The sequence below is a fragment of the Marinobacter orientalis genome (assembly GCF_004792665.1).
In the GTDB taxonomy this organism is placed as follows: Bacteria; Pseudomonadota; Gammaproteobacteria; order Pseudomonadales; family Oleiphilaceae; genus Marinobacter; species Marinobacter orientalis.
Genome location: NZ_SRZX01000001.1, coordinates 627,236 through 640,284, shown reverse-complemented (window position 1 = coordinate 640,284; position 13,049 = coordinate 627,236). Strand labels below are relative to the sequence as shown.

Annotated in this window: 9 protein-coding genes; 5 read left to right on the top strand and 4 right to left on the bottom strand. The window is 58.5% G+C overall.

The features are described from left to right. Positions 1-74 precede the first annotated feature (74 nt). The 4 genes from DIT72_RS03050 to DIT72_RS03035 are packed head-to-tail and all read right to left on the bottom strand — an operon-like array spanning position 75 to position 3,774. The gene (locus tag DIT72_RS03050) at positions 75-878 is read right to left on the bottom strand and encodes an ABC transporter permease (protein ID WP_135953716.1); all 804 of its coding nucleotides are present in this window, start codon (positions 876-878) and stop codon (positions 75-77) included. Position 879: 1 nt separating this feature from the next. Further along, a complete protein-coding gene (locus DIT72_RS03045) occupies positions 880-1,602 on the bottom strand; it encodes an ABC transporter ATP-binding protein (protein WP_135953715.1) in 723 nt (240 codons plus the stop codon). Next, positions 1,599-2,573, bottom strand: a complete 975-nt coding sequence (locus tag DIT72_RS03040; RefSeq protein WP_135953714.1) for a YVTN family beta-propeller repeat protein — start codon at positions 2,571-2,573, stop codon at positions 1,599-1,601. The genes DIT72_RS03045 and DIT72_RS03040 overlap by 4 nt, the downstream gene beginning before the upstream one ends. Before the next feature lie 31 nt (positions 2,574-2,604). Then, positions 2,605-3,774, bottom strand: coding sequence for an ABC transporter substrate-binding protein (locus DIT72_RS03035; RefSeq protein WP_135953713.1), 1,170 nt, complete (start codon positions 3,772-3,774; stop codon positions 2,605-2,607). Positions 3,775-4,056: 282 nt separating this feature from the next. On the opposite strand from DIT72_RS03035, the gene pedF reads away from it, so the two are divergent. The 5 genes from pedF to DIT72_RS03010 all read left to right on the top strand — a co-directional run bounded on the left by pedF (position 4,057) and on the right by DIT72_RS03010 (position 13,046). Then, on the top strand, positions 4,057-4,488 hold the full coding sequence (gene pedF / locus DIT72_RS03030; RefSeq protein ID WP_135953712.1) for a cytochrome c-550 PedF: 432 nt from the start codon (positions 4,057-4,059) through the stop codon (positions 4,486-4,488). A 49-nt stretch (positions 4,489-4,537) separates the two neighbouring features. Then, positions 4,538-5,476 (top strand): substrate-binding periplasmic protein, encoded by a 939-nt coding sequence (locus DIT72_RS03025; protein WP_135953711.1) that lies wholly within the window; start codon positions 4,538-4,540, stop codon positions 5,474-5,476. 187 nt (positions 5,477-5,663) lie between these two features. Then, on the top strand, positions 5,664-7,439 hold the full coding sequence (locus DIT72_RS03020) for a PQQ-dependent methanol/ethanol family dehydrogenase (protein ID WP_135953710.1): 1,776 nt from the start codon (positions 5,664-5,666) through the stop codon (positions 7,437-7,439). A gap of 316 nt (positions 7,440-7,755) precedes the next feature. Beyond that, a complete protein-coding gene (locus DIT72_RS03015) occupies positions 7,756-9,354 on the top strand; it encodes a methyl-accepting chemotaxis protein (protein ID WP_135953709.1) in 1,599 nt (532 codons plus the stop codon). A 44-nt stretch (positions 9,355-9,398) separates the two neighbouring features. Next, a complete protein-coding gene (locus tag DIT72_RS03010; RefSeq protein ID WP_135953708.1) occupies positions 9,399-13,046 on the top strand; it encodes a PAS domain-containing protein in 3,648 nt (1,215 codons plus the stop codon). The last annotated feature ends 3 nt before the right edge of the window (positions 13,047-13,049 follow it).

Below are 13,049 nucleotides of genomic sequence, written 5' to 3'. Positions count from 1 at the left end.
TGTGACGCTTGAGCTCCGCCATCCCTGGCTCCGCACAGTTTTGGAAAGCCCTACCCGCTAATCGCCCCCAACCTTTAAGCAGGCTTTTCGCCAAGTATCTTGGTGCGCTGTGGACGGAATCCGGTCGTCGCGAGCAGTGCAAAAACAACCGTTACGCTTGCGGTTATCCCGAAGGCCGTCGGGTTCCATTCCAGATACAGGGAAAACCGGATGGCCTCCACGGCGTGGGTGAACGGATTGAACTGGCAGATCCAGTACAGCCAGGGGCTGGCTTCGTTCATGCGCCACAGCGGGTAGAGTGCTGAGGACATGAAGAACATGGGGAAAATGACGAAGTTCATCACCCCGGCAAAGTTTTCCAGCTGTTTGATCCAGGTGGCGATCAGCAGGCCCAGGGCACCGAGCATCAGGCTGGTGAGGATAAGGGCGGGCAGTACGGCCAGGTAGCCCCACAGCGGCGGCTCCACATCCACCAGCAAGGCCAGCAGCAGAAACACATACACCTGCCCCACCGACACCACGCCCATGGCCAGCAGTTTCGTCACCAGCAAAAACGGCCGTGGCAGCGGGCTCATCAGCAGCACCCGCATGCTGCCCAGTTCCCGGTCATACACCATGGACAGCGCCCCCTGCATGCTGTTGAACAGGATGATCATTCCGCACAGCCCGGGGGCGATGTAGGTCTCGTAGGTGATGTAGGTCTGGTAGGGCGGAATGATGGAAATGCCCAGCACCGCGCGGAAGCCGGCGGCGAACACCACCAGCCACAACAGCGGCCGTACCAGGGCGCTGGCAAAGCGGGTACGCTGTTGCCAGAAGCGCAGCCATTCCCGGGTCTGGATGCCTACGAAACAGTGCCAGTAATGCGCAGCTTTCATGTCAGCCGGCTCCTGTCAGGGTGTGGAAGGTTTCCGCCAGGTCGCGGGTGCCTTCGGCTTCGCAAATATCGTGGCCCGCCCCGTCGGCCAGCAGTTTGCCTTCGTGCAGGATCAGCACCCGGTCTTCCGGGCGAACCTCTTCGATCAGGTGCGTGGCCCAGAGCACGGTCAGGCCATCGGAGTCACAGAGCCTGCGTACGTGATCGTTGAGCCCCCGGCGGCTGGCCACATCAAGGCCCACCGTGGGTTCGTCCAGCAGCAACAGGGAAGGTTCGTGGAGCAGGGCGCGGGCGATTTCCACCCTTCGGCGGTGGCCGCCGTTGAGTTTTCGCACCGGCTCGTTGGCCCGCTCCAGCAACTGGAAACGTTCAAGCTCGCGGTCGCCGCGAATGCGAGCCTCTTTGCGGGAAAGACCATGCAGGGCGGCATGATAGAGCAGGTTCTGACGAACGGTCAGATCCAGGTCCAGGGCATTCTGCTGGAACACCACGCCAATCTTGCGCATGGCCTCTGCAGGCTGTTTTTTCAGGGATTGTCCGGCCATCAGCACATCGCCCTGCTGCAGCGCCAGCAGCCGGGTCAGCAGGCCGAACAGCGTGGATTTTCCTGCGCCGTTAGGCCCGAGCAGGGCATGAAAACCGCCAGAGGTCAGCGTGAAGCTGACCTCTTTGAGAACCGGCTTGTCGCCGTAGCGAAAGCTGATGTTGCGGGCTTCAATGGTCATGAAGTGGGATCAATGACCACGCCCCAGGGATAGCGGCCTACCTTGATGGATTTGATCACCTTCATGTCCTCCACATCGATAACCGACACGTCGCCGGACACGCCGTTGGTGGTGTAAAGAAACTTCTCATCCTTGTCCAGATCCAGCTGCCAGACACGGGCGCCTACCAGCAGGTAATCCAGTACCTCGTAGGTCTGGGCGTCAACGACCGCGACGTGGTTGGAGGGGCCCAGGGCTACAAAGGCATACTTGCCGTCAGAGGTGAGCTCGATGCCAACCGGCTGCACGCGGTCCTGTGGCACGCCCCTGATCTGAAAATCAATCTGCTTGATTTCCTCGATGGTGTCCACATCGAAGATGTGCACGGTACCGCCGATCTCCGCCGAGGCCCAGGCAATCTTGCTATCTCTGGTGAACTCTACGTGACGCGGGCGCTGGCCCACCACGGTGTTCTTCTCGATTTCGAAGGTTTCGGTGTTGATCCAGTGCAACATGCTGGAGGTTTCGCTGGTGTTCACCGCCCACTTGCCGTCCGGACTCACCGCCATGCCTTCGGGTTCCACGCCCACATCAATCTGGGCCAGCACGTCTTTATTGGTCACATCCACCACGGTCACGATGGCGTCGTCCTCGTTGGCGATGTACAGATGCTTGTTGTTGGGATGCAGTGCAAACTGCTCCGGGTCTTCACCTGAGGGCAGGGTATCAATGATCTTGCGGGTCGCCAGGTCCAGCACCTGCACGGTGTCGTCATCACTGGCGCAGATATACAGCTTGCTGTAGTCCCTGGACAGCAGGATGCCGCGGGGGCGGGCGCCTACATCTATGGTATCCACCACTTCATGGGTGTCGGTGTCGATGACCGAGAGGGTATTGTCCTTCTCGTTGGAGACGTAGGCGAGGCCTGCCAACGCCGGGCCGGAGAAGCCGATGGCGGCTGCAAGGGCTGCAATTCTGAAAGCCTGTTTCATGGTCGGTGTTCCTTCTTGTTGTTCAGTGGGGTCAATGGATCCGGCAATCACTTTCCGGCCTGTCGTAGCCCAGGGTGTCCAGTTCGGTCTCCGGATGCAGGAAGCCTTCCAGTGGTGGCGTCGCAACCAGGCCCCGGGGATGAACCAGGGGAATCGGCTGGCGTAACTGTCCGTTCCAGGGACGGTAGGTCAGCTTGCGACCCTTGAAGGCGGCGAGCTGGAAATCGTCGGAGAACAGGTGCTCGCGAATGGCCGGGTGGCCGGCGTCACTGAGCGAAGTTACGCTGGTGCCGATGGAGCGAATCGCTGCCCAGGCGGCGTAATCTTCGCTGTTCATTTCGCGCCCGGCGAGTTCGCGGAAGCGGTTCTGCAGCTGCGCCGCGCCCCAGGCCTCGACCACCCGGTGCCAGGCTTCCGGCCCCATGCCCTGGGTGCCCACAACCGGCCGTGGCAGCCAGGTGTTGAACGGTACATACTCGCCGAAATCACCCCGCACATCGGCGACCACCACGGCATCGTAATCACCGGCCTGTGTGAAGGCGGGAAGTTCCTTGGAGGCCGTGCGACGCAGGTCCGAATCGAAGGTCCAGGGCTTGTCGGCAATAATGTCCAGGCCAAAGCGCTTGCTGGCACGGCGAAAAGAGTCCGCCCAGGCCTTGTCCTGTTCGGTGGGGCCGGTAATCAGGAACACCTCCCGCCAGCGGCGCATGCTCAACCACTGGGCAAGGGCGTCGGTCAGCATGGCGTAGGACGGAATGGTGTGCAGGACGTTGGGCTGGCATTCGCGGATCCGCAGGCCATCGTCCGGGGCACCGGCATTGAACAGCAGTGCCCTGTCACCCGCCTGTTTGGCCATCGCCTGCAGTGTGTCGGCAGGAACGCGGGTCACCAGCAGATCAACGCCGCTCTCCAGCATGCCGTCAAGGGCCGCCATGGCGCCGTCTGCATCGCTGGCGATGACGGAGTCCAATACGTAATTCTGGTCGAGGAACCGGCCGGTGGCGTTGTTGTCCGCGATGCCCAGTTCAGCCCCTCTGAGGCCGGCGTCTTCCGGTTCCGGCGTTACATTGGACAGAACCGGCCCCTGGTCGGGTAGCCAGTGGATGTAGCCGATGGTCACGTCGAGGGCCATTGCAGAAGTCGGCGCGAGCAGCCAGCCACAGAGAACTGAAGCGATCAGTAGCCCCCCTTTACGATTCATAACGTGGTCCTTTTCCCGGTATTTGTTGTTCTTGCGTCCAGCTTAGAGAAGGGTGGTAGCCGTCGAAATATTCAGAAAGTAGGAAACTGACGGTACTAAAGAACTATTCTTCAGGCCCCCGTGCAGTAATCGCTGCGGAACCTACTACCAAGGAACTAGAACGAAGGCGCGAAAGTGGCATTCTGATCGGGATGGCGTGTTCCTAGACTTGTTCAAGGTCGCTGGTAATGCATTCACAACAAACAGCCAGCGCACGGGGATTCAAATCAGAGGTGCAGCAACATGTCAGTTTCTTCTTTTTCGTTAAAGGCCATCGTCGCTGTGGGCTTGCTCACCGCTGCCGGTCTGGCCATGTCCCACGGGGACGTTACTCCCCAGGAAGTGGACACCGGTAGTCTGCCTGATCTGGGCAAGGAAGCGCTGAGCGAGAACCCCTTCCGAAAGGGTAACGAGCACGGGGACATGCATGATGAGGCCATTAAGGTGGGCGAGAGCGGCTACGCAGGTAACTGCGCGGTCTGCCACGGCATCCAGGCGATGTCCGGAGGGCTGACCCCCGATCTGCGAGAGCTGACGGAATGGGACGACGAATATTTTATCGGCCGCGTCATGAACGGCACCGGACGAGGCATGCCGTCGTTCAAGGACAACCTGGATCAGACCGCCATCTGGGCCATCAAGACTTACATTGAATCAGTCCCTGAGCCCATGTGACTGACGCAAGTAGCCTGTTAGCCACTGGCATTTCTGGGGAGGTGAGTGCATGAAGTCGGTTTATCGTTTTGGCTGGTCGCTGGTTGTGGCTCTGGTGTGTGTCCTGGGACCTGTTCAGGCACAGGAATCCCGTTCGCTGATTCCGGACAGAACCCTGGATATCGTGCAGGACTCCGGCTACCTGAATATCGGCATGTACCAGGACTTTCCGCCCTACTCCTACGAGGTGGACGGCGAGGCCAGAGGCGTGGATGCAGACCTCGGCCGCCGCATTGCCGAAGGGCTGGGCGTGGAGTTCCGTCCTTACTGGATTATCCCCGATGAAAACCTGGGCGATGATCTCCGGAACCATATCTGGAAGGGGCATTATCTGGCAAAGACCCGTATAGCGGACATCATGATGCGGGTACCCTACGACAGCACTTTCAAATACATGCGGGATTCCACCGGCGAGATGATCAACGAACAGGTGGTTTTCGTGGGTCCCTACCAGCAGGAGCGGTGGCAGATCGCCTTTGACGAAAACCGGCTCGACAGCGTGGAAACCATTGCGGTCTTCCAGTATCACCCCATCGGTGTGGAAGTCGACACTCTTCCTGCCACTTATCTTACGTCTGCTTTTGGCGGGCGCTTGAGGGACCAGGTTCATCATTACAGCAACATTGGCGCCGCGTTCGAGGCCTTGGCCCAGGGAGAAGTTGCCGGGGTTATGGGTATGCGTGCCGAAATTGAGCACCAGCTGGAGGCTCACGCCGGCAATGGATTTACCAAGGCAGGAAATGGCTTCCCGGGGATAACCAAGCAGGTCTGGGATGTCGGGCTGGCGGTTCGTCATACCCACCGCGCCCTGAGTTATGCGGTGGAGGCGATTGTAGACCGCATGGTCCGCTCCGGCGAGATGACAGAGCTCTTCGCCAGTCACGGCCTGTCTTACAGTCGTCCCGGCTACTACGACGCGATTCTGGGTCCCGAGGAGAGCGGCGAATAAGCAGTGATTGCCTGTTAGCCCGCCATTCGCGGGCTTTTTTTAGGGGTCTTACTACCAAGTGATGAGAAAACCTGTTCCGGCGATTAATTGTTGCGATGGCCGCCCAGGGGAAGAATGCAGGTTAGAGGCGGGAAAATTCCCGGTTCGCTGCACACACTGACAACAAGAGACTTTGGAGAGCGCAACCATGAGATCGAATACGTTCGGTAAACAGTTTACCGCCAGTGCGCTGGCGCTGGCTGTGTCCCTGGGGGCCCAGGCGGTCACCGATGAAGACATCATGAATGACCACAACACCGTCGATCAGATCGTGAGCTACGGTATGGGTGTTCAGGGCCAGCGTTTCAGCCCGATGGATGCCCTGAATACAGAGAACATCCAGTACCTGCAGCCTGCCTGGGCGTTTTCTTTCGGTGGCGAGAAGCAGCGGGGCCAGGAATCCCAGCCGATGATCAAGGACGGCGTTATGTACGTGACGGCGTCTTATTCCCGTGCTTACGCCGTTGATGCACGCACCGGTGAGGAAATCTGGCAGTACGATGCCCGTCTGCCGGATGGCATCATGCCCTGTTGTGACGTGGTGAACCGTGGTGGCGCCCTTTATGGGGATCTGTTCATTTTTGGCACCCTCGATGCCAAACTGGTTGCCCTGAACAAGGACACTGGCAAGCCGGTATGGATCAAAACCGTTGCCGATTACCAGGCCGGCTACTCCATGACCGCCGCTCCACTGATCGTCAATGGCAAACTGATCACCGGTGTTTCCGGCGGTGAGTTCGGCATTGTCGGCACCGTGGAAGCCCGCGACCCGAACACCGGCGACCTGCTGTGGACACGCCCGACCGTTGAAGGTCACATGGGTTACGTCTACAAGGACGGCGAAAAGATCGAAAATGGTATCTCCGGTGGCGAAGCCGGCAAGACCTGGCCCGGTGACATGTGGAAGACCGGTGGCGCCGCCACATGGCTGGGTGGCACCTACGATCCCGACACCGATTCGATTTTCTTCGGCACCGGTAACCCGGCCCCCTGGAATTCCCACCTGCGCCCGGGTGACAACCTGTTCTCTGCTTCACGGCTGGCCATTGATCCGGAGGATGGCAGCATCAAGTGGCACTTCCAGACCACCCCCAATGACGGCTGGGACTACGACGGCGTCAACGAGCTGATTTCCTTTGACTATGAAGAGGACGGAAAAACCGTAAAGGCCGCCGCTACTGCAGACCGTAACGGTTTCTTCTACGTGCTGAACCGCGAGAACGGCGACTTTATCCGCGGCTTCCCGTTCGTGGACAAGATCACCTGGGCTACGGGCCTGAATGAGGATGGCAGCCCGATCTACAACACCGGGAATGGTCGCCCGGGTAACCCCGCCGATGCTGACGGTGAAAAGGGTGAGACCGTCGTTGCTTTCCCGGCGTTCCTCGGCGGCAAGAACTGGATGCCGATGGCATACAGCCAGGATACCGGCCTGTTCTATATTCCATCCAACGAGTGGTCCATGGATATCTGGAACGAACCGGTTTCCTACAAGAAGGGCGCCGCATACCTGGGTGCAGGCTTTACCATCAAGCCGGCCAACGACGATTTTATCGGCGTGCTGCGTGCGGTTGATCCGAAAACCGGCGAAGAAGTCTGGCGCTACAACAACCCGGCTCCGCTCTGGGGTGGCGTCATGGCTACCGCCGGCAACCTGGTCTTTACCGGCACGCCCGAAGGCTACCTCAAGGCGTTTGACGCCAAGACCGGTGAGGAGCTGTACAAGTTCAATACCGGTACCGGTGTTGTCGGCACACCCGTAACCTGGGAAATGGACGGCGAGCAGTATGTGGCGATTTCCACTGGCTGGGGTGGCGCGGTACCGCTCTGGGGTGGTGAAGTGGCCAGGGTGGTCAAGGACTTCAACCAGGGTGGTACAGTCTGGACCTTCAAACTGCCGAAGGACCGGGTTGCCAGCAACTGATCCAGCGTAATGTCCGATGTCATATCGGTTTTTCAGGGCTGCCTCCGGGCGGCCCTTTTTTTCGTTAAAAAGAGGCTGCCTGCATATGGAGGTCATCCGGGTTATCCGGTTTATGCAATCGTGCTGATCAGGCTATCCATATTTGGCAAAACATTGCCGGAGATTATTCATAAAATATTTTTAAAAAACAATGTGCTGGGTAGCATTTTTGAGAAATTTTCGCAGTGTACGGGTGTCTTGATGGCAATCTACAATCAAAGTGATCCGTATTATTTCGCGGCAGAAAATTACCAAATCGTCTTCTAGGAACTCCCCCATGCGAGTTAACCACCCAGTTACCAATCGAAACGTGCCGGTCGGCCCTGACGCAAACATCCTTTCCACCACCAATCCGAAGGGCCAGATTACTCACATCAACGACGAATTTGTCGAGATCAGTGGTTTCTCCCGGGAAGAGTTGATCGGTCAGCCCCATAACATCATCCGCCACCCCGATATGCCCCGGGGCGCTTATGAGGAAATGTGGGCCCGATTGAGGGATGGCCAGACCTGGCTGGGTGCGGTCAAGAACCGGTGCAAGAATGGCGATCACTACTGGGTACGGGCTTACGCGATTCCCGTGCTTGGCAAAAATGGGGAAGTGCGGGAGTTGCAGTCCATCCGCTCCCAACTGGAGCCGGACGCTCAGGCACGAGCCGAGAAACTGTACGCAACCCTAAGAAAAGGCCAGCCGGCCAAAGGCCCCGTTGAGCGTCCAAGGCTGCGACGCGGTCTCCCGCTGCATGCCAGGCTCATGCTGGGCATGGCCCTTATTATTGCCATTACCACATCCGTGCAATTGATGATGCCGTCCCCTACGGTCATTGCCCTTGCCGGTGCGGGCGCTTTGGTGGCTGCCCTGTTAACCCTTGGTGGGCTGACGGCGCCGTTTCGACAGTGTGTCCGGCGGGCCAGATCGATCCTTGACGATACCGTGGCCGAACACATATTCACCGGGCGGGTTGATGACATCGGCAGTGTGGATCTTGCGATCACCCAGCAATCGGCGGAACTGGATGCCGTCGTCAAGCGCATGCACGACGTCATCGGGAAGCTCGATGCCGGTGCGGAGCACACCATCAACCGCAGCACCGATGCCCATTCTGCCGTGCAGCAGCAGGCCACAGCGACAGACACTATTGCCTCTGCCAGCGAAGAGATGTCCGCTACATCTCGGGAGGTGGCCAGCAATGCCATGAGTATGCTTGAGCAGGTCCAGCTGGCCTCGGAGCGCGTGGTCAAAGGCCGGGAGCTGACCCAGGAAACCCGGAACAGTATGGAATCCCTTTCAACGGAGCTGGGCCAGGCGAGATCCGCGGTGGGCGAACTGACGGAAGCCAGTCGCGGTGTGACCCAGGCGCTTGAGGTTATCGGAGAGATCACCGATCAGACCAACCTGCTGGCCCTGAACGCCTCCATTGAAGCGGCTCGCGCCGGTGACGCCGGCCGTGGATTTGCGGTGGTGGCCGACGAGGTCCGAAGCCTGGCCCTGAGAACCAAATCAACCACGGAACAGATCGACCAGACGCTGAAACATTTCCGGCAGACCGTTGCTGATGCGACCAGCTCCATGGAGCGTTGCGATGTCCATGCCAAACAGACGGTCGAGAATGCCGTCAGCTCCGATCGCACTCTGGAAGAACTGGTGCAATATATCGATCACATCTCGGAAGCCTGTAACGGCACCTCGGCAGCGGCAGAGCAGCAGCATAATGCCTCGTCTGAAATTTCCGGGAAGATTGTCAGCATCAATGAACTCGGGGATTCAGCCATGCAACTGGTTCAGGAGGCCCAGCACGCCACCACTGAGCTCAAGCAGCAGATCGGTGATGTCGCACGGCTGGTTCTGCGGCTTCGGGAGAGAGGGCGGCTTTGAGATTGGTGACAGTTTGACTCAATCACCAGTCCTGGAGCCGGAGAATGCTTGATATTGCTGTCGTCGGGGATAGCGCTACGGAACAGTGGCTTACCCGGCAGGATAAGAAATTCCGCTCGGAAGGCTTGCGCTGCCATTTCATTCACTGCCGGCAGGGCCTGGATGATTTGCCAGAGCCGGATCTCTGGCTGGGTGACCTCGATGCGTTGGCACCAAACGAACTGGAATCCCTGGGTCAGCCGCTGGTGGTGATGGCCAAGGCCTTTTCCCTGGAACTGGCGCAGTCCGCTGTTTCGTCGGGCGCGGCCCGTTGTTTCGGCAAGCCGGTTACGCCCCGGGCACTGTCAGAGTGCTGTCGGGATCTTGGTATCGGAAGCCCGCCCTGCAGCTGCACGCTGGCTGTTCTGGAAGACCGGGAAACGGCCTTCGAGAAAATTGACGGCGTTCTGGCTGCCTGCGGAATGGCCGGCGAGAGACTCACCAGCGTTCGCGACGGGATTACGGCGTTGCGACAGCATCCACCGGATGGTCTGGTGCTTGGCCATTATCCGGAAACCCTGTCCGTCCGCTATGTTATTGATCTGTTGCGCTCGTTTCCCGAGCTTAGCCGGGTTCCGGTTTTCATCATGGAAAGGGAGACCGGAGAGGACGAACTTCTGCACGCATTGAGCGCTCTGGTTGACATTGTTTATGTTGCGAGCCCGGGCGAGTTGGCCAATGCCGTAAGCCTGCGCCTGAACCGGGCGCAGGCTTCAGTCAGACACCGACTCTACGAGCGCTTCCACGGCTATGAACAGGAACGGCGGGCCCTGAACCTGCACGCTATTGTCAGCAAAACCGACCGGGCGGGCCGGATCATTGAGGTGAACGACCGGTTCTGTGAGATCAGTGGCTATTCCGTGAATGAGCTGATCGGTGAGAATCACCGGATACTCAAGTCCGGCGTTCATTCGCCGGAATTTTACCGCAACCTCTGGTCGACCATCAGTCAGGGAGAAGTATGGCGGGGCGAAATCTGCAATCAGGCCAGGGATGGTTCTCATTACTGGGTATCCTCGACCATTGTTCCCTATCTGGACCAGTCGGGTAGACCCTATCAGTATATTGCCATTCGCAAGGATATTACCCACGTCAAAGGCGCGGAGGCCATGATCAGCCGTCAGGGAGAGCTGGCTTCCCGCCTCGGAGAAGCTGGCGCCCTCCTGCTTGACGTTGGGTGGCAGGATGCGGCATTGGGACTTCGATCAGCCCTGGCGCCGCTTTGCGATCTTCTGATGACCGAGAGCATAGTTCTGGATCTGCACCAGGAGTACCCCTTCCTCAAGTATGGGACCAGAGCATCACTGGCTGCCGAGGACCTGCCCAATTTGTGGGTCCGGACTGCGGGGGCCTCGTCGAGTGATTCCCGCCCGAGCCTGATGCCTCCGGCTGAAGCTGCTCTGATGGCCAACGATGTCCAGGTTGGCACGGTGGGTCTCCATGGCTCCTCCAATGCCATGGTGGAAACATTCTCAAAACAGGGGTTGATGAGGTTGCTGGCGAACATTCTTGTGGCGGCACTGACGCGCTGGCAACGGGAGTATGAACACGAACAGAGTCGCGAACGGCTGCGGGTTGGTCAGAAATACTCCGGTATTGGCACCTGGGAATGGAACCTGGCCACAGGTGAGCTGTACTGGACAGAGCAGATTCCGGTGCTGTTTGGTTATCGCGAGGGTGCGCTTCAGACATCCTATGAGAATTTTCTGGCAGCAGTGCATCCGGAGGACAGAGAGCCGGTCGAGACGGCCATACAGCGTACTGTTGAGGAGGATCAGCCCTATCGTATTGAACACCGGGTAGTCTGGCCGGATGGCCAGATTCGCTGGTTGTTGGAGACCGGGGACATCACCCGGGATGAAGACGGCAAGCCAATACAGATGCTGGGAGTGGTGCAGGATGTCACAGAAATCCGGGAGGCGGATCTCAAACTGGAGCGCCAGTCCAGTTTATTGAACGTGCTCCATGATTCTCTCAATGCGTTTGTGCTGGAAGGAGGGTTCAAGGCTACTCTCGATACCATGCTTGATCACCTGCTCAGGCTTACGGGCAGTGAGTTTGGTTATCTGGCCGAGGTTCTGTACGACCATGATGAAATGCCTTATCTCCGTGTGCAGGCCATAACCGATATCAGCTGGGACGTGTTCTCGTCGGAAATGGTCAGTCGTGTGGGTACCGACCGTTTCGAGTTCCGGGAACTGGACAACATGCTGGGAGCCTGCATTCGTGAAGGCAGGCCGGTTGTGGTTGATCAGGCTTCGGCGGGCGTCTCCTTCAGCCGTCTGCCTCCGGGCCACCCGGAGATCAGGACCTTTCTGAATGTCCCCATTTTTGTCGGCCCGGAACTGGTGGGAACGTTCGCCCTGGCTAACAGGAAAGAAGGCTATGACGATGCGCTTATTGAATTCCTGCGACCGTTTATGGCGACCTACGGGGTTATCATCAAGTCCCAGCGCATGCTGGATATGGAGGCAAGCAACCAGAAAAACCTGATCCGGGCCAAGCAGAGGGCAGATCTGGCCAACCGTGCCAAATCGGAATTCCTGTCAAGCATGAGCCATGAATTGCGGACGCCTCTGAATGCAATTCTGGGTTTTGGTCAGTTACTGGAAATCGATGCCGACCTGAACGAGGAACAGCAGGACAATGTCCAGGAAATCCTCAATGCCAGCCGGCACCTGCTGACACTGATCAATGAGGTTCTGGACCTGGCCAAGATCGAGTCAGGCAAACTCGATCTGTCGCTGGAAAGCATTCCTGTAACCGAACTGTTGGAGGAAACCCTGACGTTGGTGCGGCACATGGCAGAGTCCCGTGGTATCAGTCTGCGCACCGAGGACACCAACGGCTTCCGGGTTGCTGCTGACTGGACCCGCCTGAAGCAGGCTGTGCTGAACCTGATTTCCAATGCCATCAAGTATAACCGGGTGCAGGGCGATGTGCTGATTTCAGCCAGGCAGCACGGGGAAAACTGGGTGGATATCCGCGTGTCGGATACCGGTCCCGGTATTGAACCCTCCCGGCTGGCCGAGCTGTTTCAGCCATTCAACCGACTGGGGGCTGAGCTGAGTAATATTGAGGGCACCGGCATCGGTCTGGCTTTGACCCAGCGGATGGTGGATCTGATGGGGGGCAGTGTTGGTGTGGAAAGTCACGTTGGTGAGGGCTCCACCTTCTGGCTCCGTTTGCCTGCCGAGGACGGAGGTAATGCCATTGATACCAGCGGGGCGCCCGTGGTTCAGCCGCAGAGCCAGCCGGCACAAACTGATGACGATCTGGCGGAAGAGACCAGAACTGTCCTGTACATCGAAGACAACCCTGCGAATCTGAAACTGGTTGCACGCATCCTGCAGCGTTATCCCGGTGCCCGGTTGCTCACCACGGCCAGTGGTACTGAAGGAGTGACCATGGCAAAGGTCGCGCAGCCAGATCTCGTGCTACTGGATATCAATTTGCCGGATATGGACGGCTATCAGATTCTCCGGGCACTGAAAGCATGCAGCGAGACAGCAGATATTCCGGTCATTGCGCTGACCGCCAACGCCATGCACAACGAAGTACGCCGGGGCAAACAGGCCGGCTTTGATGATTATCTGACCAAACCTATCAGCGTGGATGAGCTGCTTGCCACCCTGGAAACATATCTGAGGTAATTC